This is a genomic window from Streptomyces sp. NPDC002795 (genome assembly GCF_042888725.1).
Classification (GTDB): Bacteria; Actinomycetota; Actinomycetes; order Streptomycetales; family Streptomycetaceae; genus Streptomyces.
In genome coordinates, this window is record NZ_JBIAQB010000016.1 from 147,923 (window position 1) to 169,754 (window position 21,832).

Annotated in this window: 21 protein-coding genes, 1 pseudogene and 1 riboswitch; of the genes and pseudogenes, 11 read left to right on the top strand and 11 right to left on the bottom strand. The window is 68.9% G+C overall.

Annotated features, from left to right (window positions below):
• Nucleotides 1-11 precede the first annotated feature (11 nt).
• The 3 genes from ACFYWS_RS36540 (at nucleotide 12) to ACFYWS_RS36550 (ending at nucleotide 3,062) form a co-directional block, all read left to right on the top strand.
• Nucleotides 12-1,079 (top strand): adenosine deaminase, encoded by a 1,068-nt coding sequence (locus ACFYWS_RS36540; protein ID WP_389283667.1) that lies wholly within the window; start codon nucleotides 12-14, stop codon nucleotides 1,077-1,079.
• A 23-nt stretch (nucleotides 1,080-1,102) separates the two neighbouring features.
• Entirely contained in the window at nucleotides 1,103-1,786 is a 684-nt protein-coding gene (locus tag ACFYWS_RS36545; protein WP_389283669.1) for a glycerophosphodiester phosphodiesterase, read from the top strand.
• Nucleotides 1,787-1,877: 91 nt separating this feature from the next.
• Entirely contained in the window at nucleotides 1,878-3,062 is a 1,185-nt protein-coding gene (locus tag ACFYWS_RS36550) for a serine hydrolase domain-containing protein (RefSeq protein ID WP_389283670.1), read from the top strand.
• Here the strand turns inward: ACFYWS_RS36550 and ACFYWS_RS36555 are convergent.
• The 4 genes from ACFYWS_RS36555 to ACFYWS_RS36570 form a co-directional block, all read right to left on the bottom strand.
• Entirely contained in the window at nucleotides 3,034-3,588 is a 555-nt protein-coding gene (locus ACFYWS_RS36555) for an HXXEE domain-containing protein (RefSeq protein ID WP_389283672.1), read from the bottom strand. The two genes, ACFYWS_RS36550 and ACFYWS_RS36555, sit on opposite strands and share 29 nt — an antisense overlap.
• Nucleotides 3,589-3,652: 64 nt before the next feature.
• Nucleotides 3,653-4,855 carry a spermidine/putrescine ABC transporter substrate-binding protein gene (locus tag ACFYWS_RS36560; RefSeq protein WP_389283674.1) on the bottom strand — a complete coding sequence of 401 codons (1,203 nt, stop codon included), beginning with the start codon at nucleotides 4,853-4,855 and terminating at the stop codon, nucleotides 3,653-3,655.
• Nucleotides 4,856-4,938: 83 nt separating this feature from the next.
• Nucleotides 4,939-5,433, bottom strand: a complete 495-nt coding sequence (locus tag ACFYWS_RS36565) for a DUF1990 family protein (RefSeq protein WP_389283676.1) — start codon at nucleotides 5,431-5,433, stop codon at nucleotides 4,939-4,941.
• 7 nt (nucleotides 5,434-5,440) lie between these two features.
• Complete coding sequence (locus ACFYWS_RS36570) at nucleotides 5,441-6,883, bottom strand: gamma-aminobutyraldehyde dehydrogenase (protein WP_389283677.1); 1,443 nt, start codon at nucleotides 6,881-6,883, stop codon at nucleotides 5,441-5,443.
• Nucleotides 6,884-7,049: 166 nt separating this feature from the next.
• Here ACFYWS_RS36570 and ACFYWS_RS36575 point away from each other — a divergent pair, with 166 nt between their 5' ends.
• The 7 genes from ACFYWS_RS36575 to ACFYWS_RS36605 all read left to right on the top strand — a co-directional run bounded on the left by ACFYWS_RS36575 (nucleotide 7,050) and on the right by ACFYWS_RS36605 (nucleotide 13,559).
• Nucleotides 7,050-7,565 carry an Lrp/AsnC family transcriptional regulator gene (locus tag ACFYWS_RS36575; RefSeq protein WP_389283679.1) on the top strand — a complete coding sequence of 172 codons (516 nt, stop codon included), beginning with the start codon at nucleotides 7,050-7,052 and terminating at the stop codon, nucleotides 7,563-7,565.
• Entirely contained in the window at nucleotides 7,550-8,929 is a 1,380-nt protein-coding gene (locus tag ACFYWS_RS36580; RefSeq protein ID WP_389283681.1) for an aspartate aminotransferase family protein, read from the top strand. The genes ACFYWS_RS36575 and ACFYWS_RS36580 overlap by 16 nt, the downstream gene beginning before the upstream one ends.
• Before the next feature lie 198 nt (nucleotides 8,930-9,127).
• Complete coding sequence (locus tag ACFYWS_RS36585; RefSeq protein ID WP_389283682.1) at nucleotides 9,128-9,880, top strand: ABC transporter ATP-binding protein; 753 nt, start codon at nucleotides 9,128-9,130, stop codon at nucleotides 9,878-9,880.
• A complete protein-coding gene (locus ACFYWS_RS36590) occupies nucleotides 9,862-11,031 on the top strand; it encodes a hypothetical protein (protein ID WP_389283684.1) in 1,170 nt (389 codons plus the stop codon). Before ACFYWS_RS36585 ends, ACFYWS_RS36590 begins: the two co-directional genes overlap by 19 nt.
• Nucleotides 11,032-11,108: 77 nt before the next feature.
• Entirely contained in the window at nucleotides 11,109-11,522 is a 414-nt protein-coding gene (locus ACFYWS_RS36595; protein WP_389283686.1) for a VOC family protein, read from the top strand.
• Between the two features lie 86 nt (nucleotides 11,523-11,608).
• A complete protein-coding gene (locus ACFYWS_RS36600; RefSeq protein WP_389283688.1) occupies nucleotides 11,609-12,724 on the top strand; it encodes an LOG family protein in 1,116 nt (371 codons plus the stop codon).
• Nucleotides 12,725-12,890: 166 nt separating this feature from the next.
• Entirely contained in the window at nucleotides 12,891-13,559 is a 669-nt protein-coding gene (locus ACFYWS_RS36605) for an LAETG motif-containing sortase-dependent surface protein (protein WP_389283690.1), read from the top strand.
• A gap of 26 nt (nucleotides 13,560-13,585) precedes the next feature.
• Here ACFYWS_RS36605 and ACFYWS_RS36610 read toward each other — a convergent pair whose 3' ends face one another.
• From ACFYWS_RS36610 to rlmN, 4 genes are all read right to left on the bottom strand, one after another.
• Nucleotides 13,586-14,635 (bottom strand): ABC transporter ATP-binding protein, encoded by a 1,050-nt coding sequence (locus tag ACFYWS_RS36610; RefSeq protein ID WP_389283692.1) that lies wholly within the window; start codon nucleotides 14,633-14,635, stop codon nucleotides 13,586-13,588.
• Nucleotides 14,635-16,323 carry an ABC transporter permease gene (locus ACFYWS_RS36615; protein ID WP_389283694.1) on the bottom strand — a complete coding sequence of 563 codons (1,689 nt, stop codon included), beginning with the start codon at nucleotides 16,321-16,323 and terminating at the stop codon, nucleotides 14,635-14,637. Before ACFYWS_RS36615 ends, ACFYWS_RS36610 begins: the two co-directional genes overlap by 1 nt.
• Nucleotides 16,299-17,393 carry a thiamine ABC transporter substrate binding subunit gene (locus ACFYWS_RS36620; RefSeq protein ID WP_389283696.1) on the bottom strand — a complete coding sequence of 365 codons (1,095 nt, stop codon included), beginning with the start codon at nucleotides 17,391-17,393 and terminating at the stop codon, nucleotides 16,299-16,301. The genes ACFYWS_RS36615 and ACFYWS_RS36620 overlap by 25 nt, the downstream gene beginning before the upstream one ends.
• A gap of 94 nt (nucleotides 17,394-17,487) precedes the next feature.
• Nucleotides 17,488-17,616, bottom strand: a riboswitch (TPP riboswitch).
• Nucleotides 17,617-17,648: 32 nt separating this feature from the next.
• A complete protein-coding gene (gene rlmN / locus ACFYWS_RS36625; RefSeq protein ID WP_389283697.1) occupies nucleotides 17,649-18,755 on the bottom strand; it encodes a 23S rRNA (adenine(2503)-C(2))-methyltransferase RlmN in 1,107 nt (368 codons plus the stop codon).
• Nucleotides 18,756-18,939: 184 nt separating this feature from the next.
• Here rlmN and ACFYWS_RS36630 point away from each other — a divergent pair, with 184 nt between their 5' ends.
• Entirely contained in the window at nucleotides 18,940-19,272 is a 333-nt protein-coding gene (locus tag ACFYWS_RS36630) for a hypothetical protein (RefSeq protein ID WP_389283698.1), read from the top strand.
• A 188-nt stretch (nucleotides 19,273-19,460) separates the two neighbouring features.
• On the opposite strand, the gene ACFYWS_RS36635 is transcribed toward ACFYWS_RS36630, so the two are convergent.
• From ACFYWS_RS36635 to ACFYWS_RS36645, 3 genes and pseudogenes are all read right to left on the bottom strand, one after another.
• Nucleotides 19,461-19,856 carry a hypothetical protein gene (locus tag ACFYWS_RS36635; protein ID WP_389283709.1) on the bottom strand — a complete coding sequence of 132 codons (396 nt, stop codon included), beginning with the start codon at nucleotides 19,854-19,856 and terminating at the stop codon, nucleotides 19,461-19,463.
• 33 nt (nucleotides 19,857-19,889) lie between these two features.
• Nucleotides 19,890-20,249: pseudogene (locus tag ACFYWS_RS36640) on the bottom strand (HNH endonuclease); the annotation flags it as partial.
• Nucleotides 20,206-21,480 (bottom strand): AAA family ATPase, encoded by a 1,275-nt coding sequence (locus ACFYWS_RS36645; protein ID WP_389283699.1) that lies wholly within the window; start codon nucleotides 21,478-21,480, stop codon nucleotides 20,206-20,208. The gene ACFYWS_RS36645 and the pseudogene ACFYWS_RS36640, both read right to left, overlap by 44 nt.
• Between the last annotated feature and the right edge of the window lie 352 nt (nucleotides 21,481-21,832).

Consider the following 21,832-nt stretch of genomic DNA (forward strand, 5'->3'; position numbering starts at 1 on the left):
GGGAGGAAACCGTGAGCCAGAGCCCGAGTCACAGCCAGAGCCAGAGCCAGGGCCTGCCGGCCTTCATCACCGGCCTGCCGAAGGCGGAACTGCACGTCCACCACGTGGGCTCCGCCTCCCCCAGGATCGTCTCGGCGCTCGCCGCCCGGCACCCCGACTCGAAGGTCCCCGCCGACCCCGAGGCGCTGGCCGAGTTCTTCACGTTCACGGACTTCGCGCACTTCATCCAGGTGTACCTGTCGGTGGTCGACCTGATCCGCACGCCGGAGGACGTCCGCCTCCTCACGTTCGAGATCGCCCGCGACATGGCCCGGCAGAACGTGCGGTACGCGGAGCTCACCCTCACCCCCTTCTCCTCCACGCGCCGCGGCATCGACGCCCGCGGCTTCATGGAGGCGATCGAGGACGCGCGCAAGTCGGCGGAGTCCGAGTTCGGCACGGTGCTGCGCTGGTGCTTCGACATCCCCGGCGAGGCGGGTCTGGAGTCGGCCGAGGAGACGGCGCGGCTCGCCACGGACGACGCGCTGCGCCCGGAGGGGCTGGTCTCGTTCGGGCTCGGCGGGCCCGAAGTGGGCGTGCCGCGGCCGCAGTTCAAGCCGTACTTCGACCGGGCGCGCGCGGCGGGCCTGCACTCGGTGCCGCACGCGGGCGAGACGACCGGTCCCGAGACGGTGTGGGACGCGCTGAACCACCTGGGCGCCGAGCGCATCGGCCACGGCACGTCGTCGGTCCAGGACCCGAGGCTGCTCGCCCACCTCGCCGAGCACGGCATCCCGCTGGAGGTGTGCCCGACGTCGAACATCGCGACGCGCGCGGTCCGCACCCTCGAAGAGCACCCGCTCAAGCAGTTCGTGGACGCGGGCGTGACGGTCACCATCAACTCGGACGACCCGCCGATGTTCTCCACGGACCTCAACACGGAGTACGCGGTGGCGGCCCGCCTCCTCGACCTCGACGAGCGGGGCGTGGCGGAGCTGGCGAAGAACGCGGTGCGGGAGTCCTTCCTCGACGAGGCGGGCAAGGCGCGCATCGTCACGGAGATCGACACGTACACGGAGAACTGGAAGGCCACGAGCTGAGATCGGGAGGCCACAATGGGGCCATGCGCACCGTGACTGCCGTGGCCCACCGAGGCGACCCCTACCGCGTCCGCGAGAACACCCTCCCGTCCCTGCGCTCCGCGCTGGAACGGGGCGCGGACGCGGTGGAGATCGACGTACGACTGACGCGGGACGCAGTCCCGGTACTGCTCCACGACTCCACGCTTGAGCGCCTGTGGGAGCACGAGCGTCCGCTGTCCGTGCTCTCCGGCGACGAGGTGCGCGGGCTGACCGAGGGCGGTGTGCCCACGCTCGCGGACGCCCTGGAGGTGTGCCGTGACGTCCGCGTCATGATCGACCTGCCGGGCGCGGACGCGCGTTCGGTACGTACGGTCGTCGGCGCCGTCCGCGACTGCGGCGCCGAGGAGCGGGTCTACTACTGCGCGGGCGCCGAGACGATGCTCAAGGTGCGCGCCGCGTCGCCCGCCGCCGAGATCGCGCTCACCTGGACGTCGCTGGCCCCGCCCCGCCCGGCGGTCCTCGCGGCCCTCACGCCCCGCTGGCTCAACTACCGCTTCCCGCTGGTGACCCGGGCCCTGGCGGCCCGCGTCCACCGTGACGGCTACCTGCTGTCGGCGTGGACCCCGGACACCAGGCGCTCGATGCGCAGGCTGCTCGACATCGGCGTGGACTCGATCACGACGAACCGGATCGACACCCTGACGTCGCTGCGGGTCGACGCCTGAGGGCCCCCTAGGGGATGGCCGGGGCGCGGGCCGGGGTCGAGATCATCCCGTGCGACGAGCTGCCGCGGCCGGCCGGAGCCGAGGATGGTCCGTGTCGGCCCGACCGGGCCAACTCCCGCTCCTGGAGGCCCCCTTGAAGCGTCGACTCGCCCTCGCCCTGTCCACTGCCCTCGCGCTCGGTGCCGTCGCCGCGCCGCTCGCCGCGGCCGCCCCGGCGCGGGCCGTGGTGGCGCCCACCCCGGGTGCCCCCGACGCGAATGCGCTGGCCAAGGCACTCACGGGCCTGCCGGACGACGACGCCACCGCCGCCCTCGTCCGGGTCGGCGGCACCGGCGGTTCCTGGCACGGGTCCGCGGGCGTACGGGACCTGCGCAGCGGTGCGAGGGCCCTGGAACACGCACGGTTCCGGGCGGGCTCCACGACGAAGGTCGTGACGGCGGCCACGGTGCTGCGGCTCGCCGCCGACGGACAGGTGGACCTGGACGCACCGGTGCAGCGCTACCTCCCCGCGCTCTTCCGCGGCACCGACTTCCAACACCCCATATCCATACGGCAGTTGCTCAACCACACCAGCGGAATACCGGCCGGTGACGGCTGGGGCGACGCGTTCGCGGACCAGTACGCACACCGCTTCGACGTCGTCACGCCCACACAGGTCGCCGCTTCGGCGCTCACCGAGGGCCCCGCGTTCGCACCGGGCACGAAGCAGCAGTACCTCAACATCAACTACACGCTGCTCGGGCTGCTCGTGGAGAAGGTGACCGGCGACTCCTACGCGGAGGCGGCGACCCGGCTCGTGCTGCGCCCGGCCGGGATGCGGCACACATACTTCCCCGGCACCGACCCGCGGATCCACGGCCCGCACAACCGCGGATACCAGCTCGTGGACGGGGAGTTCGTCGACGTGACGCGGTGGGTCCAGGCCGACCGGACGGCGGCGGGCGACATGATCTCCACGACCGCCGACCTGGAGCGGCTGCTCACCGCCCTCTTCCGCGGCCGACTCGTGCCCGCCCCGCAGCTCGACGAGATGTTCACGGTCCCGGCCGACATCGACGGCGCCACGATGAGCGCGGGTCTTCAGAAGATCGAGATCGGCGGCCAGGTGTACTGGGGCAAGTCCGGCGCACGGTACGGCTACACCACCGGAATCGCCGCCGCCCGCGACCTGTCCCGCACGGTCGTCTACTCGGTCAACGCCACGGACGCGAAGGGCGAGGAGATGAACCCCGTCGCCCAGCGCATCATCATGGCGTCGACCCGGGACGCGACCTGACCAGCCGATGCGCCACCCCGTGCGACACAGCCGTCGCCACGGCCGCCCAGGCGACCCCGGCGACGACGTCACGGGCCCGGCCCGGCCGCAGCACCCCGGCCTTCTTCAGCCGCCCCCGCGCCCACAGGGCGAACGGCACGACGAGCACCGGCGAGGTCGCGACGCCCGGGGTGTAACCACGCACGGCGACGGCCTGCCCGATGTGCAGCAGCCCGTGCGCCCCGAACCCGTTGAGCATCGCCTGGTACGTGGCGCTGCGGCCGCCGCTCACCCAGCCAGCGACGGCCCCCGCGCCGACGATCCCGGCCATGACACCGACGGCGGCGGTGAACTCCCGCTCGTCGACACCCTCCATGCCCCGCCACACCCGCTCGGGCACACCCGGCCACCGCTCGCGCAGCCGCGGCACGTTCTTCCGGATCCAGCGCGGAGCGGTGAGCACCTCTTCGGTGTCGTGCAGCGCCCAGGCGGCGAGGAGCCCCAGGGTCACCGCGACCCCGACGGACGACTGGTCATCAGCGGTCATGGCCACAGCCTATGACGCCCTCAACTCGCCGCCCTGGAAGCCTCGTTGTGATGCGCGTCGCGTCTCACAATCCCGCGATCCTGTTCCACCGCTTCGAGTACTCGGTCCGCTCCGCCGGCCTGATGTCGCGGGCGATGGCGAGCCGCGAGCGCATCCGGTCGTCGGGGAAGATCAGGGGGTCCTCGGCGAGCTCGGCGGTCTCCTTGTCTTTGGAGGAGGCGAGCACGTCGCGCGCCGCGGGCACCGGGCAGACGTAGTTGACCCACGCGGCCAGGTCCGCCGCGACCTCCGGCTGGTAGTAGTAGTCGATGAGGCGCTCGGCGTTGGCCTTGTGCTCGGCGAGGTTGGGGATCATGAGGGACTCGGCCCAGAGCTCGGCGCCCTCCTCGGGCACGACGAACTCGATGTCGGGGTTGTCGGCCTGGAGCTGGATGATGTCGCCGCTGTACGCCTGGCAGGCGAGGACGTCGCCGCTGGACAGGTCCTTGATGTAGTCGTTGCCGGTGAAGCGGCGGATGTGCTTCGTCTTCACGAGCTTCTCGACCTGGTCGCAGATCTTGTCGAAGTCGGCGGCCTTCCACTTGGTGATGTCGACTCCGTTGCCCTGCATGAGGAGGGCGAAGGACTCGTCCAGGCCGGAGAGGAGCGTGACGCGCCCCTTGAGGTCGTCCGCCCACAGATCCGACACGTGCTTGATCTCGCGGCCCAGCCTGCGCCTGTTGTACGCGATGCCAGTGATGCCGGACTGCCACGGCACGGTGTACTTGCGGCCCGGGTCGAAGGCGGGCGAGCGGAGCAGCGGGTCGAGGTACTTGGTGACGTTCGGCTGGTGGGCCCGGTCCATCTCCTGGACCCAGCCGAGACGTACGAAGCGCGAGCACATCCAGTCGGAGATGACGATGAGGTCGCGGTCGGTCTTCTGGTGGTTCATCAGCGACGGGCTGATCTTGCCGAAGAACTCGTCGTTGTCGTTGATCTCTTCGGTGTACTTGACCTGGATCCCGGTCCGCTTCTCGAACGCGTCGAGGGTGGGCCGCTTCGACGGGTTGTCGTCGTCGACGTCGATGTAGAGCGGCCAGTTGGCCCAGGTGAGCCGCTTCTCGCCGGCGGACAGATCGTGGCCTGCCCGATCGCCCGGCGCGACATACGCGGCGGGCACCCCGCAGCCGGTGGCGAGGCCGCCGACCGTCGCGGCCGCGGCACCACCGCCCAGGGCGCGCAGCAGGGAACGACGGGTGACCTGGTGTGGTATCGGGTTCGCTCGCACGAACTCAGCTTCCCGCCCGGGGACTTGACCCCACAATGGACGCTGCGTCGAGCGCCACGGTCCGGGGCCGACACCTTGTCGATCTACGCTGCGGCGAGCGCTTCCACGACCGCGCGCAGATACCGCCCGGTCACCCACTTCTGCACACCCCGCGCGACCGGCCCTCCGAGCCGCGCGTACCACCGCCCCGGCCGCGAGAACGCCCGGATCCGGAACCACACGGCCCCGTCCGCCGCCCGCTCGACGAGGAACGCCTCCTCGCCGCACTCCGGATGCCCCGGCAGCGTCCCGTAGGCGAATCCGACGCGCGACGGTTCGCGCACGACCCGTACCACCCGGCAGGGAATCCGCAGGAACAGCGCCCGCAGCTCCACGTCCGCGCCCTCCCGGACATCGTCACTCGGTGTCACCCGGAGCCCGGCCCCGCGCTGCGCGCCCCACGCGAGGACCGCCGCGCCGGCCCGCTCGAAGCACTCCTGCCCCGAGCCGATCCGGACACGGCGGTCCATGTGGGCGTACCCCGGCGGCAGTTCACCCGCCGCCAGGGTCGCGCCGACCTCGCTGTACGTGAGGTTCACCCGCGGGTCACGCGTCCAGCGACGTCATCACGTGCTTGATGCGCGTGTAGTCGTCGAAGCCGTACGCCGACAGGTCCTTGCCGTAGCCCGACTTCTTGAAGCCGCCGTGCGGCATCTCGGCGACGAGCGGGATGTGGGTGTTGATCCACACGCAGCCGAAGTCGAGGACCTTGGACATGCGCATCGCGCGGCCGTGGTCCTTCGTCCAGACCGAGGAGGCGAGCGCGTACTCGACGCCGTTGGCGTAGGACACCGCCTGGTCCTCGTCCGTGAAGGACTGGACGGTGATGACCGGGCCGAAGACCTCGTTCTGGATGATCTCGTCGTCCTGCTTGAGGCCCGAGACGACGGTCGGCGCGTAGAAGTAGCCCCGCTCGCCGACCCGGTGGCCGCCGGCCTCGACCTTGGCGTGCGCCGGGAGCCGCTCGATGAAGCCGGTGACCTGCTTCAGCTGGTTGGCGTTGTTCAGCGGGCCGTAGAGGACGTCCTCGTCGTCGGCCGCGCCGGTCTTCGTCTCGGCGGCGATCTTGGCGAGCGCGGTGACGAACTCGTCGTGCACCGACTCGTGGACGAGGACGCGGGTGGCGGCGGTGCAGTCCTGGCCCGCGTTGAAGTACCCGGCCTCGGCGATGCCCTCGGCGGCCTTCGCGATGTCGGCGTCGTCGAAGACGACGACCGGGGCCTTGCCGCCCAGCTCCAGGTGGACCCGCTTGAGGTCCTTGGCGGCGGACTCGGCGACCTGCATGCCGGCGCGCACGGAGCCGGTGATGGAGGCCATCGCGGGGGTCTTGTGCTCGACCATCGCGCGGCCGGTGTCGCGGTCGCCGCACACCACGTTGAAGACGCCCTTGGGCACGATCGCGCCGATGATCTCGGCCATCAGTACCGTGGAGGCGGGGGTCGTGTCCGACGGCTTCAGCACCACCGTGTTACCGGCGGCGAGCGCGGGCGCGAACTTCCAAACACCCATCATCATCGGGTAGTTCCACGGCGCGACCTGCGCGCAGACGCCGATCGGCTCGCGGCGCACGAAGGAGGTCAGGCCCTCCATGTACTCGCCGCCGGAGCGGCCCTCCAGCATGCGCGCCGCGCCCGCGAAGAAGCGGATCTGGTCGAGCATCATCGGGATCTCTTCGCTGCGGGTCAGACCGAGCGGCTTGCCGCAGTTCTCCGACTCGACGGCGATGAGCTCCTCGGCGCGCTCCTCGAACGCGTCCGCGATCTTCAGGAGGTACTTCTGGCGCTCACCCGGGACCAGGTCGCGCCAGGCCGGGAACGCGGCCTCGGCGGCGGCCATCGCGGCGTCGACGTCGGCCTGCCCGGACAGCGGCGCGGTCGCGTACGCCTCGCCCGTGGCGGGGTCGACCACCTCGGTGGTCCGTCCGTCGGCGGCGTCCTTGAACTCACCGTCGATGTAGTTACGCAGACGACGCAGCTCACTGGTGCTCACTGCCGGCCTCCTGACTGTTCGCTGTCCAAAGATTGAGACGCCCACCCTAGACCGTGGACGGGCCTTTTCGACACCCCCCACCCCTGTTGAACTACGGAATTCGTGAGGCGAGACCTCGTAGACAACGAATTTCATCGATCCGGGCTTGCGAAACAGATGAGTCCTCGTGCAGAGTGAGGCCGTGGCCAGTCGCAGCGCAGACCCCAAGGGACCGAGTTCGAGGAACGGCAGCAATCCGCCGCTCGACTCCGTCTCCCTCGCCATCATCGAGCAGCTTCAAGAAGACGGCAGGCGTCCGTACGCCGCCATCGGCAAGGCCGTCGGCCTCTCCGAGGCGGCCGTGCGCCAGCGCGTCCAGAAGCTGCTCGATCAGGGCGTGATGCAGATCGTCGCCGTCACCGACCCGCTCACCGTGGGCTTCAGACGGCAGGCGATGGTCGGCATCAACGTCGAGGGCGACCTGAATCCCGTGGCGGATGCGCTCACCGACATGCCGGAGTGCGAGTACGTCGTGATGACCGCGGGCTCGTTCGACCTGATGGTGGAGATCGTCTGCGAGGACGACGACCACCTTCTGGAGGTCATCAACCGACGCATCCGGGCCCTCCCCGGCGTGCGCTCCACCGAGAGCTTCGTCTACCTGAAGCTCAAGAAGCAGACCTACATGTGGGGAACCCGATAGCCGTGAGCAAGGACCTCAGCCGAACCGCGTACGACCACCTGTGGATGCACTTCACCCGCATGTCGTCGTACGAGAACGCGCCCGTTCCCACCATCGTGCGTGGCGAGGGCACCTACATCTACGACGACAAGGGCCAGAAGTACCTGGACGGCCTCTCCGGCCTGTTCGTGGTGCAGGCAGGCCACGGACGACAGGAGCTCGCCGAGGTCGCCGCCAAGCAGGCGGCCGAGCTGGCGTTCTTCCCGATCTGGTCGTACGCCCACCCCAAGGCCGTGGAGCTGGCCGAGCGCCTGGCCCACTACGCGCCGGGGGACCTCAACAAGGTCTTCTTCACCACCGGTGGCGGCGAGGCCGTCGAGACCGCGTGGAAGCTGGCGAAGCAGTACCACAAGCTCAACGGCAACCACACGAAGTACAAGGTCATCTCGCGCGCGGTCGCCTACCACGGCACCCCGCAGGGCGCCCTGTCCATCACCGGCCTGCCCGCGCTCAAGGCCCCCTTCGAGCCGCTCGTCCCGGGCGCGCACAAGGTGCCGAACACGAACATCTACCGCGCCCCGATCCACGGCGACGACCCGGAGGCCTTCGGCCGCTGGGCCGCCGACCAGATCGAGCAGGAGATCCAGTTCGAGGGCCCGGAGACGGTCGCGGCCGTCTTCCTGGAGCCGGTGCAGAACGCCGGTGGCTGCTTCCCGCCGCCGCCCGGCTACTTCCAGCGCGTGCGCGAGATCTGCGACAAGTACGACGTGCTGCTCGTCTCCGACGAGGTCATCTGCGCCTTCGGCCGCCTCGGCACGATGTTCGCCTGTGACAAGTTCGGCTACGTCCCGGACATCATCACCTGCGCCAAGGGCATGACGTCCGGCTACTCCCCGATCGGTGCGGCCATCGTCTCCGACCGGATCGCCGAGCCGTTCTACAAGGGCGACAACACGTTCCTGCACGGCTACACGTTCGGTGGCCACCCGGTCTCCGCCGCCGTCGGCCTGGCGAACCTGGACATCTTCGAGCGCGAGGGCCTCAACCAGCACGTCCTTGACAACGAGGCGAACTTCCTCAACACGCTGCAGAAGCTGAACGACCTGCCGATCGTCGGCGACGTCCGCGGCAACGGCTTCTTCTACGGCATCGAGCTCGTGAAGGACAAGGCCACCAAGGAGACCTTCACGGACGAGGAGTCGGAGCGCGTGCTCTACGGCTTCGTCTCCAAGAAGCTCTTCGAGTACGGCCTGTACTGCCGCGCCGACGACCGTGGCGACCCGGTCATCCAGCTCTCCCCGCCGCTGGTCTCCGACCAGTCCACCTTCGACGAGATCGAGGGCATCGTCCGCCAGGTCCTGACGGAGGCCTGGTCGAAGATCTGATCCCGTTACGTACGGCCAACGGCCCGGTTGCACCCATCCGAGTGAGATGGGACGCGACCGGGCCGTGCCCTTCTCCGGCCCGCGCCCGCGCGTCCATACGGTGCCCAGTGACCGATCGGCCCCGCCTTCGTTCCCCCGGTAGGGCCCTCCTGACGGGTCCTGTGGGGAAGGCAACTGATCAGAACCGAGGTGTACGTCATGGTGGCCCCGCCGGACAACGACGTGCTGTGGGCGCGTGCCCTGCACTACTCGCACAGCGGATCGGACAAGGGCTCCCCCGCCCTCACCGGTGTCTCGCTCGGTGTCCGCGAGGGCGAGATCCTCGCCGTCACCGGGCCGCGCGGAAGCGGGAAGACGACGCTGCTGCGCTGCCTCTCCGGTCAACTCCTGCCGCAGCAGGGCGAGGTGTGGTTCAACAGCACCCCCGTGCACACGATGGGCCCGCTGGTACGCGAACGGCTGCGCCGCGACCGCTTCGGCTGGATCGACCCCGAGCCGGTCCTCGTGCCCGAGCTGAACGTGTGGGAGAACGCGGCCCTCCCCCTGATGCTGCGCGGCACCGCCCGCCGCCCCGCCAAGGCCGCCGCCCACGAGTGGCTCGACCGGCTCGACGTGGGCCGCCTCGCCCGCAAGCGCCCGCACGCCCTGTCCGTAGCCGAGCGCCAGCGCGTCGCCATCGCCCGCGCCCTCGCGCACGCCCCGCACGTGGTGTTCGCCGACGAGCCGACCGCGACCCTGCACCGCGCCGACAGCGCCCACATCCTGCGCACCCTCACCGCCGCCGCCCGCTCGCACGCCATCACGGTCGTCCTCGCCACCCACGACTCCGCGGTGGGCGCGCTCGCCGACCGCACGGAGTCACTGCTCGACGGGCGCCGCGTGCACACCGTGCCGCTGCCAGAGAAGGCCCCCGAGGCGGAAGGCCGGGCCGCGTGCTCGCTCTCCGTCTAGCGCGCGGCGCGCACCCGCTGGTCCAGTTGCGCAGACTCCTGGTCGCCGCCGCGTCGGCCGGCACCGGCTTTCTGCTCCTGAGCACGCTCGGCCACGCGCTCGGACACCCCAAGACCGCGGCCGACTCACTGTTGCGCCTCGCCTGGTGCGCGCTGCCGATCGCCGCGACCGTGTACTTCGCGGTCGCCGTGGCCCGCTCCGACCCCGGCACGCAGCCGCGCTCGGGCCTGTCCGCCGTGGGCCTCGGCCCGGCCCGTCTCACCCTGCTCGCCGCGATCTCCACGGCGATCGCCTGCACGCTCGGCTCGATGCTGGCGCTGCTGTTCTTCCTGCATCTGCGGGGCGACCTGACGGGCCTCCCGTTCGACGGCGCGGCCCGCGGACTGCTCGCCGCCGACCGGCCCCTCCCGCTCGCCGCCACGCTCACCCTGCTGACCTGGGTGCCGCTCGCGGCGTCCACGGCGAGCGCCCTCGCCCTGCGCCCGCGGCTCGCGCGCCCGGCCAAGGACACCGCGGAACCGCAGGAACCGGCGGCCGCTCCGACCGGGCTGCCGTGGGGCTTCGCGATGCTCGCCGCGGGCCTCGCCGTGGAGACGTACGCGGCGAGCGCGCGCGGCGCCGCGGGCTCCCGGCTGCCCGGCGGCCTCACCGGCAGCCCCACGGGCGTGCTCGCCGGATGGACGCTGACCGCGATCGGTCTGGCGCTCGCGGGCCCCGGGCTCACGTATCTGTGCGGGCGCGCACTGCAGTCCGTACGCCCCTCGGCGGTGCGGCTGCTCGCGGGCCGGGTGCTCCAGGAGGAGGCGCGGCGCGTCGGCCGCCCGCTCGGCGTGGTCTGCGCGGTGGCGTCCGGGGCGTACGCGGCGGCCACGGTGTACGGGGAGCGCGAGGGGGCGGCGGCCGGTGTCGGGCCGCTGGCGACGCTCGGCGCGGTGCTTGTCGTCGGCTGCGCCGTGGCGACGCTGGTGACCGCGTCCTTCGAGGCGCGCCAGGCGCGGCGGCACACGACGGAGGCGCTGCTGCGGATCGGCGCGCCCGCCACGGCGCTGCGCGGGGCCGTGGCGCTCAGGGCCGGTGCCCTGCTGGCCGTGTTCGGGCCGCTGACCTGGCTCGTCGCGGAACTTTCGGCAGCCCCCCTGACGGCGCGATGAGTTTTGGCGACACTGGCCGTCTACATGTTCGTACGCACCACATCACTTCACTTCAGCGAGAAGGCGACGGACACATCATGAGCGAGTACCAGCAGATGATCTTCGTGAACCTGGCCGTGAACGACGTGGCGGCGTCCACCAAGTTCTTCACGGAGCTGGGGTACGAGCGCAACGCCCAGTTCTCGGACGACTCCACCAGCTCCATGGTGATCAGTGAGCACATCGTGGTGATGCTCCTCGCGAAGCCGAAGTACGCGGAGTTCACGAAGAAGACGATCATCGACTCCACGAAGAACAGCGAGACGTTGCTGGCCCTGAGCGCCGAGAGCCGGGAGAAGGTCGACGAGCTCGTGGACCGGGCGATCGCCGCGGGCGGCACCGAGACCGGCGAGAAGCAGGACCACGGCTTCATGTACGGGCGGGCCTTCGACGACATCGACGGGCACACCTTCGAGGTCATGTGGATGGACCCGTCGGTCGTCGAGGGCTGACCGGTAGAGGCCTGGCCAACGGCCGCGTGCCCGCCCGTGCTTAGCATGGGCGGGTGCCGATTCCAGAGCATTCCTTTGAACCGTCCGTGCCTGCCACCACCTCGGACCGCGAGATCGAGACACTCGCGGAGTTCGACGAGGTGGTGGCCGCGCGCGCCACACTGGCCGGACACCGGGTGCAGGCCGTCGACCTGACCACCCGCACCGGGCACCTGCGCCGCGCCGAGGTCGAGGGCGCCATATTCCTCGGCTGCCCCATGGATCCGCAGGCGGCGGCCGACGTCAGGGCGCGCGGCGCGCTGGTCTTCCCGCCGGTCCCCGGCCTCCCCTTCGACCCGTACCGCGGCCGTCTCTACGCCCCCGCCGAGCTCTTCGAGGGCCTGTCCCGCGAGGGCGGCTACGCGGCCACTCCCGACGCCCGCGCGTACGAATGGTTCCAGCGGACCAAGACCGACGGCGACGTGTTCGCGTCGATGCTGCGCGCCGTGCACGACGACTCCGTGTCCGACGCGCTCGACGAACTCCTCGTCGGGGCCCGGGTGGTGGGCGTCATGGGCGGTCACGCGATGGCGCGCGGCACGGACGCGTACGCGGGCGCCGCCCGGCTCGGCCGGACGCTGGCCCGCGCGGGCCTCACGGTGGCGACGGGCGGCGGTCCCGGCGCGATGGAGGCCGCGAACCTGGGCGCGTACGCGGCGCCGTTCGCCGACCAGATGCTCGACGAGGCGCTCCAACTCCTCGCCAAATCACCGTCGTTCACCCCGTCGATCACCGACTGGGCGGACGCGGCCTTCGCGGTGCGGGAACGCTGGCCGGGCGGCGGCCCTTCCGTGGGCATCCCCACCTGGTTCTACGGGCACGAGCCGCCGAACGCGTTCGCCGAGCACATCGCCAAGTACTTCGCCAACGCCACCCGCGAGGACGGCCTGCTGGCCCGCTCCAACGCGGGCGTGATCTTCCTGCCGGGCGCGGCGGGCACGGTCCAGGAGATCTTCGACAACGCGACGCCCAACTACTACGAGTCGCGCGGCGAACCCACCCCGATGGTCCTGGTCGACCGCACCCACTGGACCGAACGCCTCCCCACCTGGCCACTGCTCCAGGCGCTCGCCCGCGAGCGGTCCATGGAGGACCGGATCGCACTGGTGGACACGGTCGAGGAGGCGGGCGAGGCGATCGAACGACTCGGGCGGCGCGGCTAGCACGTTGGGTCAAGCGAGGGTCAAGAGTGGCCGGTGAGGCGCTCCGCGTATTGACCGTGCGTCACGGTCACCGATAAACCAGCGGTGACCGTGGGGGTGTTGAGCTTCGAGGTGCGTTCGCACCGCGCCACACCCCTCCTCTTCCCAGCACACGTGAAGGACAGCTGTGTCCGTAGCCCCCCGCATATCTCAGCGCATCTCCTCCAGAGCGGTCCGCTTCGCCGGCGTGGCCGCCGCCGCGACGGCCCTGACGCTCGGCGTCGCAGGCTCCGCCTCGGCGTGCGACATCAGCGAGTTCACCGCCAAGGCCGGCTGCGAAGGCCAGCAGGGCGTCATCTCCGTCACCGACGTGGACGCCTCCGGCACCCCGGCGACCGTCACGGTCTTCCGTACGTCCGGCGGCTCCGAGGAGCAGGTCGGCTCCCAGGTCGTGAAGGGCACCAAGGAGGGCGCCACGATCACCTTCAAGGAGGACTGGAAGCCGGGCGCGACGTACCGCGTCCACGTGAAGACCGACCGCTTCAACGTCGACGACGACATCAAGGACGGCGTCACCGCTCCGGCCACGGCGTGCGCCACCGAGAAGCCGTCGACGCCTCCGACGTCCGCCGCGCCCAGCACCTCGACCCCGGCCGCGAAGCCGACGCCCTCCGAGAGCGCCCCCGCGGCGGCCCCGGCGCCGAGCAACTCGGCTTCGCCCGCGGGCAGTTCGGACCTCGCCGAGACCGGCGCGAGCAGCAACACCCCGGTGATCGCCGGCATCGCGGCCCTCCTGGTCGTCGCGGGCGGCGGCGTGACCTTCGCGCTCCGCCGCAAGGGCTCGGCGCAGAAGTAGGCGTGGCACGGGCGTCGTTCGGCGGCTCAGCCGGCCACCCGAGCGACGCCCGCTCCCAGCACCACGATGTCCGCCGCGTCGAAGGCGACCCCGACCTCGTCCCCCGGTTCCGGTGCCTCGCGCAGCGCGCAGGCCGCTTCCAGGCGGGGCGCGTCCGTCGGTTGCAGGTGCACCGCGACGTGCGTACCACGGAAGGTACGCGCGGTGACGGTGCAGGTCAGCTGGGCTTCGGCGGCGGGGACGAGGCGTACGCCCGCGGGCCGCACGAGGAGCCGGCGGTCCCCCTGCTCCGACCCCTCGGGCACCGGAACCTTGCCCCACGGCGTGTCCGCGACCGCCCCGGTGACCGTCGCCTCCACCACGTTGTCGAAGCCGAGGAACCGCGCCACGAACTCGTCCGCCGGATGCCGCCACACCTCAAGAGGCGTTCCGGTCTGGGCGATCCGCCCGTCCCGCATCACCACGACCCGGTCGGCGAGCGCGAAGGCCTCGCCCTGGTCGTGCGTGACGGCGAGCACGGTCGTCCCCAACTCGCCGAACAGTTCTCGCAGTTCGACGACGAGCCGCTCACGGAGCGTTCGGTCCAGCTGTCCGAGCGGCTCGTCCAGCATCAGCAGCCGAGGCCGCGGCGCGAGCGCCCGCGCGAGCGCGACCCGCTGCTGCTCCCCGCCGGACAGCGCGCCGACCGCACGCCGCTCGGCGCCGGGCAGCCCGACAAGCCCCAGCAACTCCCGTACGCGGTCCGCCTGTTCGCTCTTGTCCGCCCCGTGCATCCGCAGCCCGAAGGCGACATTGCGCCCCACGTCGCGCTGCGGGAACAGCTGGTGGTCCTGGAACATCAGGCCGACGCCCCGCTTGTGCGCGGGCACCCCCGCCTGGTCGGCGCCGCCGAGCAACACCCGCCCGCCGTCCAGGGGTTGCAGCCCCGCGACGGCCCGCAGCAGCGTCGACTTGCCGCTGCCGCTCGGCCCGAGCACGCACACGATCTCGTGCTCGGCGATCTCCAGGTCCACGTCGTCGAGCACGGCGCGCCCACCGAACCGTACGGTCGCGTCGTCCAACTCCAGCAGCGACATCAGAACTCCCCGGTCGAGGCCTTGGCGGGCCGAATCCGTTCAAGGGCGAGCAGCGAGGCCGCGCAGACGACCATCAGTACGGTCGAAAGCGCCATCGCCTGCCCGTAGTTGAGGTCGCCGGCCCGCCCGAGCAGACGGGCCACGGCGACCGGCAGCGTCGGGTTGTCGGGCCGCGCGATGAACACGGTCGCCCCGAACTCACCGAGCGACACGGCGAACGCGAACCCGGCCGCGACCAGCAGCGCCCGCCGCACCATCGGCAGGTCGACCTCCCGCCAGGCTTGCAGCGGCGAGGCCCCGAGCACGGCGGCGGCCTCCCGGAGCCGCCCGTCGACGGCCCGCAGCACCGGCAGCATCGTCCGCACCACGAACGGCACCCCGACCAACGCCTGCGCGAGCGGCACCAGGATCCACGTGGAGCGCAGATCGAGCGGCGGCTCGTCGAGCGTGATCAGGAACCCGAACCCGACGGTCACCGCCGACACCCCCAGCGGCAGCATCAGCAACGCGTCGAACCCGCGCACGAGCCGCCCGGCACGACGTGTGAGCGCCGCGGCGGCGAGCCCGCCGATCACCACGGCGATGGCCGTGGCGGCGAGCGCGTACTGGAGCGAATTCCAGATCGCGTCGATCGGCGGTACGAGGAAGATCCCGCCGTCGGCGTCCGTGAGCGCCCGGTAGTACCCGAACCCGTACCCGCCCGGAGCATCGAGCGACCGCTCGACCAGCACCCCGAGCGGCAGCACGATCAGCAGGGCGACGGACACCAACACGCCCGCGAGGAGAGCCCATTGCCCGGCCCCGCGCGGCCTGCGCGTCGTGTGCGCGGCGTCGACGAGCCGCAGCGCGCTCTCCCGCCGCCGCACGGTCCACGCGTGCACACCAAGAATCAGCCCGACGGCGAGGAACTGCACGATGGTCAGAACAGCGGCGGTCGACAGGTCGAAGATCTGCGCGGTCTGCCGATAGATCTCGACCTCAAGAGTCGAGAACCCCGGCCCGCCCAGAATCTGCACGACGCCGAAAGACGTGAACGTAAACAGAAACACCATGAGCGCCGCCGCGGCGACGGCAGGCGCGAGCGCCGACAGCGTCACCTTCCGCCACGCCGCGAACCGCGAGGCGCCGAGCATCCGCGCGGCCTCCTCCTGCCGGGGATCGAGCTGCGCCCACAACCCACCAACGGTCCGTACGACAACGGCGTAATTGAAGAAGACATGCGCGAGCAGAATCGCCCACACCGTCGTGTCCAGCCGCACGCCCCACAGCTCGTCGAGCAGCCCGCCGTTCCCGACGAGCGCGAGGAACGCGGTGCCCACGACGACGGTCGGCAGCACGAACGGCACGGTGACGACGGCCCGCAGCACCTGCTTCCCGGGAAACTCGAACCGCGCGAACACATACGCGCCCGGCAGCGCGATCAGCAGCGTCAGCACGGTGGACGCGACCGCCTGCCACACCGTGAACCACAGGACGTGCCGGATGTCGGACTGCCCGAGCACATCCAGGATCCGCCCGAACCGCCAGCCGCCGTCGGCGTGCAGCCCGCGCTCGACGATCGCGACGACCGGGTAGGCGAAGAACAGCCCGAAGAACACGACGGGCAGGGCCATGAGCCCGAGCCGCGCCGCGTTCCCACGCGTCTTCCCGCCGACGGTTGGGGCTACTTCAGTACGAGCGACGTCCACGACTTCACCCAGTCGTCCCGGTTGTCCGCGATTCGGCGCGGGCTCATGGTCTCGGGATCGTCGATCTTCACCGCGTACTTGGTGTAGTCGGCGGGCGCCGTGGCGTCCTTCGTCACAGGGTCGACGAACATGTTGAGCGGCATGTCCTCCTGGAACTTCTTGGAGACCAGGAAGTCGAGCAGCGCCTTGCCGCCCTTCTCGTTCTTCGCCCCGTCGAGCAGCCCCGCGAACTCGACCTGCTGGAAGCAGGTCCCCTTCGCGACGCCGACCGGCGAGGTCTTCGGCTGCGGATCGGCGAACACGGCCTCGGCGGGCGGCGAGGACGCGTACGACACGACGAGCGGCCGCTCCCCGCCGGCCTTCTTGCCACCAGCGCTCCCGCTGAACTCCTCGTTGTACGCCTGATCCCAGCCGTCCACGACCTTGAGCCCGTTGGCCTTCAGCTTCTTCCAGTACGGCTGCCAGCCGTCGTCGCCGTACTTCGCTGCGGACCCGAGCAGGAAGCCGAGACCGGGCGAGGACGTGGACGCGTTCTCCGTGACCAGCAGGTTCTTGTAGGCCGGCTTGGTGAGATCGGCGAAGGACGCAGGCGGCGCGAGGTCGTGCTTCTTGAAGTACGCCTTGTCGTAGTTGACGCAGAGCGAGCCGGTGTCGACGGGGGTGACCCGGTCCTTCCCCTTGTCGAGCCGATACTCGCTCTTCACGTTCTCCTCAAGCCCCTTGGCCTTGTACGAGGAGAAGATCCCGTTGTCGAGCGCCCGCGACAGCAGGGTGTTGTCGACGCCGAAGAACACGTCGCCCTGCGGATTGCCCTTGGACAGGATCGCCTTGTTGACGGCCTCGCCCGCGTCCCCGTCCTTGAGGACCCTGACCTTGTAACCGGAGCTCTTCTCGAAGTCCTTCAGTACGTCCTTCGAAACGGCCCACGAATCGTGACTCACGAGGGTCACGGTCTTGGAGTCACCGCCCGCGGCACCGGAGCCACCACCGGAGGACCCGCACGCGGACAACGTGACGAGCCCGAGCCCCACGACCGCGCACACGGTGAGGGACGACTTCTTCTTACTCACTACTTCATTCCTCCTGGAGGTGACCAGGAGAAGACGCGGCCCTGCCCGGAGCCTTCCGGCACATACGGCCAGGGCTCCGGGCAGGGCGCAACAGCTTGAGTGGCGTCCGAACTTCCTACCCGGAATGACCCGGGCAAGGTTCAGAGGGTCTGCGGCCTGTCGACGCGATGCCTGCCGTCGGTTGCCGCACTCTCAGCGCTGTGGCGCTCCCCTGTCGGAAATGCAGATGTAGTTGTCGTACTTACAGTGGCCAGGCTACCGCTCGGTGGCCGCCAGCTGTCCACAGGCTCCGTCGATCTCCTGACCACGGGTGTCCCGGATGGTCACCGGGACGCCGTGCGCGGCGATGGCGTCCATGAAGGCCTTCTCGTCCTCGGGCCGTGAAGCGGTCCACTTCGACCCGGGCGTCGGGTTGAGGGGAATCAGATTCACATGGACCGGCTTGCCCTTGAGCATCCGCCCGAGCCGGTCGCCACGCCACGCCTGGTCGTTGATGTCCCGGATGAGCGCGTACTCGATCGACAGCCGGCGCCCGGACTTCGCGGCGTACTCGAACCCGGAGTCGAGCACCTCCCGCACGTTCCACCGCGTGTTGACGGGTACGAGGGTGTCGCGCAGCTCGTCGTCAGGAGCGTGCAACGAAATCGCGAGCCGGCACTTCAGCCCCTCATCGGTGAACCGGTTGATGGCGGGCACGAGCCCGACCGTCGACACGGTGATCCCGCGCTGGCTGAGCCCGAGCCCGTCCGGCTCCGGGTCGGTGAGCGCGCGGATAGCCTGGATGACCCGCTTGTAGTTGGCGAGCGGCTCGCCCATGCCCATGAACACGATGTTGCTGAGCCGCGCGGGCCCGCCGGGAATCTCCCCGTCCCTCAGGGCGCGCATCCCATCAACGATCTGATGCACGATCTCACCGGTCGACAGATTCCGGTCGAGCCCGGCCTGCCCGGTGGCACAGAACGGACAGTTCATGCCACAGCCCGCCTGCGACGAGATACACATCGTCACGCGGTCGGGATACCGCATCAGCACGGACTCGACGAGCGTCCCGTCGAACAGCTTCCACAGCGTCTTGCGCGTGGTGTCCTGGTCGGTCGACAGATGCCGCACGACGGTCATCAGCTCCGGCAGCAACGCCTCCCGCAGCTTCTCGCGCGACCCCGCGGGGATGTCGGTCCACTCCGCGGGATCGTGCGCGTACCGCGCGAAGTAGTGCTGCGACAGCTGCTTGGCGCGAAACGGCTTCTCACCGATCGCGGCAACAGCTTCCTTCCGCTCAGCAGGCGAAAGATCAGCAAGGTGCCGCGGCGGCTTCTTGGCTCCGCGGGGGGCGACGAACGTCAGTTCTCCGGGCTTAGGCATAGCGTTACCAGTGTCGCAGACGAATGGGGGTGACCTGGGGCCGTCGTGTGGGACACCTGTCACTGGCGGTCGCCGTTGGTCACCGTTGAGCGGCCTTGGACGGCCCAGAGACGGCCCAGGAGAGCCGACTCCCCCACGCTCTGACCAGCTAGCATCACGGCCAGCACAGGGCATGGGGGACGCTGTGGCACTCAACCGCAAGGGCTCGCGGCGCATCGTCGTCGACGGAACGACTTACCGCTGGCGCCTGCGGGGCCGGCCGACGTACGACCAGGCCCTCTGCGCCCGGCCGTGCACGTACGCGGTGCAGCACGCAGACGAACCGGGCACGACCCTCGTCGTCACCACGAACCAGCCTCACGCCAGCAACTGGTTCGGGGCGCCGAGCGCCACTGTGCTCCCTCGGGATGTGAGTGCCGCCATCACATGGGCCCTCACCCAGGGCTGGCAGCCGACACGTCCTGGCCCGCCGTTCGCCCTGGACTGGCCTGACGGATTCGACCACTCCCTCGCCTGACTCCGCTGCACTACGACGTAGCCCCGATCACCTTGCGGTGCTGACTGACCTGGCCTGCAAGGCCTCTCACCTGTGCAGGTGATCCACTGACGTGCGCAATTGATCACGGCCGCGAGTCGTGATTGCCACGCAATGGAATCGTACGCAACTGCACGCTGCCCCGTAGTCGCCAGCGAATTCCCAGTTTTCTAACTTTGTAGGGCAAGCCTCACAAAGGTACGCCAGCAATGCGGGAAGTTTTCCTTCAGAACTCGAAAGCGCTCCTCGGTAGCCCCTTCTCGGAGCGCAAACCAAGCTGATACACCGTACTCATCTTCTCGCACTTCGCGCGCGAGTGCGGCGAACCGGCCGGGAGAACCACCGCCCTCCAAGACCCGTTCAACTCCTTCGTAGTAACGGCGAATTACGCGCTTCCGCCCTTCCGTGACCGACTCGAAATTTATGCAGGTCAAAACGTCGAGGGTTGCCTCGCCCATGGCGTCAAAATCGTCGTCCAGGAAGCGTGGAGCCAAAAGCCCGTTAGCCGTATCCAGAATTAGATGATCCCATGGATCGATGCGAGTGGGATCGATGATGAGGGGCACCCCCGTTGAGTCAAGGGGGAATTGCTTACCCTTTCTCCTGTTGCACTCCGGGCACACCCAGATAAAGTTGGACCACTTAAATGCTTTACTGAAGTCGACACCGATTGGAATGAAGTGGTCAACATCAGCCGAACGAGAGTCACAGCAATAAAGGCACCTTTGGCGTACGCCGACAGCGGCCCTCAGAGCCTCAACTACGGGTTTACTTTTCACGGAGCGCCGATATCTGCTCCACTCATCCCTAGCCTTTTGCTGAGAGGTTGCCACCCGCTGACGCCTGTATAGCTCTTGGCGTGCCAGCAAAGGAATCTCCCCCCTATCAATCTTTCTCAATTCTCCCCCACCCCCGTTAATCGGCAAAGAGCGACAGCTGGTCCAGCTCTTTCTCCTCATTCTTACTGAGCTTCCCTGAGAGCTGCTTGGCACGGAGGCGAGAGTGCTGCCGATTTGCCATCACGGCCTTAGGTGACCGGGTATGAGGCATGCCGAAAGCCGGGGAAATCAAGATCTGATCTGGTTTGCCTGCGATGACTCGCTTGAAGTCATGCTCGTCGAGCCGGAAGGGAACCTCGCCGGATCCGGGCTGAGACATGTGGTAAATACGACCACGGTCTGCGGCCTGACAAACCAACGGACTATGCGTAGTGACGATGAACTGAACCAGCGGGAAGTGCTTCTTAAGCCAGAAGCCAATCTCCCTCTGCCAGGCCGGATGGAGATGAGAGTCGACTTCGTCAATGACCACGACGCCAGGACGGTTTACGTAAGAAGAACCATCATCGTTCTTTGCCGTCAGATCGACGGATCCATAAACATCGACCATGTGCCGGAAGATGTCGATTAGCATGGCGAGAGCTGACCTGTACCCCTCGCTCATGTCAGCCAAAGGCATGTCCCGACCTGCCGAGTCCGTCAGCCAAATACCTTCGGAGTTGACTCCACGAACGGATACCCCCTGCCGCAAGAAGTCATCATTCAGGATTTCAAGGAGGCTATCGAGTGCGACCTTTTCTGACTCCTGCTGTTCGAGCTTCTTATAATTGAGCTGCTTTACCCATTGCTCGCATTCTCCGAGCGTGGCGTCTTCCTTGAATAGGGTTGCAAACCTTGGCACACGGCCAGGGATCACCATAAGGCGTTGAGCGTCAGGCGAGCTGCCGTACAGTCGGCGAAACGGCCCGTATCCCAGCGAGAACCATCCAGGAGTTCCAACGGACCAGGGTCCATTGAACGCACCCTTCTTTTTATTCCTATAAACATCGGCAGAGGAAATCGCCCACGCTCCACCCTCTCGCTTGAATTCGATCTCCGCCCAAAATGTATTCTGAACCCGGAACCCTCCCTTCGCCGTCCGATCAAAGTCGTGATGCGGCTTCACTTCGACAGAGATCGTGCCATTCTCTTCTCCCTCCGTTACCCATCCGCGCAAATCGGGGAGGAGAACGCGAGAGTCGTCGGGGCCAATGAGTGCCATGCAAAGAGACTTCAGGAAGGCGGTTTTCCCTGAACCGTTATCACCCGTTATTACGGACCATCCTGCGTGCCCCCCGTCATCACCTGAGAAATCTAGCTCCGCCTCGGAAAACCCCTTGATATTCCTCAAGGCCACTCGTTCTACATACATGCCGCCCCCTAGAGAATGGCTAGGCAGGATCGGTGCGTTCCTGTGTTGTCGATAGCATAGATGCGGTTCGCGGGTCAGCGCCGCTCAAAGCACGTGTCTCTCTGCATGCGGATGTTCCAGCAGCATCGCCCCAGTGAACGAAGCGCGTCGCCGCTACTCGCCGCAGCTTTGCGGGTTCTGCGACTAGGCGTCCACCTTTGGACCGGGTGCTTGCGCTGCGAAGCAAGACCCCACGCAACCTCAGCTCCCATCCCGTCCACCGTCGACCCACACGCAGTGGAGCGGGCGTGGCCCCTGGTGTCCAGGTGGAGCGCGCCACTGTACGAACGACCTGGACACCAGGGGCCACGTC

Coding starts and splice junctions, on each gene's coding strand:
- ACFYWS_RS36545 (WP_389283669.1), top strand. CDS start 1,103: ATGCGCACCGTGACTGCCGTGGCCCACCGAGGCGACCCCTACCGCGTC.
- ACFYWS_RS36645 (WP_389283699.1), bottom strand. CDS start 21,480: ATGTATGTAGAACGAGTGGCCTTGAGGAATATCAAGGGGTTTTCCGAG.
- ACFYWS_RS36555 (WP_389283672.1), bottom strand. CDS start 3,588: ATGACCGCTGATGACCAGTCGTCCGTCGGGGTCGCGGTGACCCTGGGG.
- rlmN (WP_389283697.1), bottom strand. CDS start 18,755: ATGCCTAAGCCCGGAGAACTGACGTTCGTCGCCCCCCGCGGAGCCAAG.
- ACFYWS_RS36610 (WP_389283692.1), bottom strand. CDS start 14,635: ATGTCGCTGCTGGAGTTGGACGACGCGACCGTACGGTTCGGTGGGCGC.
- ACFYWS_RS36595 (WP_389283686.1), top strand. CDS start 11,109: ATGAGCGAGTACCAGCAGATGATCTTCGTGAACCTGGCCGTGAACGAC.
- ACFYWS_RS36585 (WP_389283682.1), top strand. CDS start 9,128: ATGGTGGCCCCGCCGGACAACGACGTGCTGTGGGCGCGTGCCCTGCAC.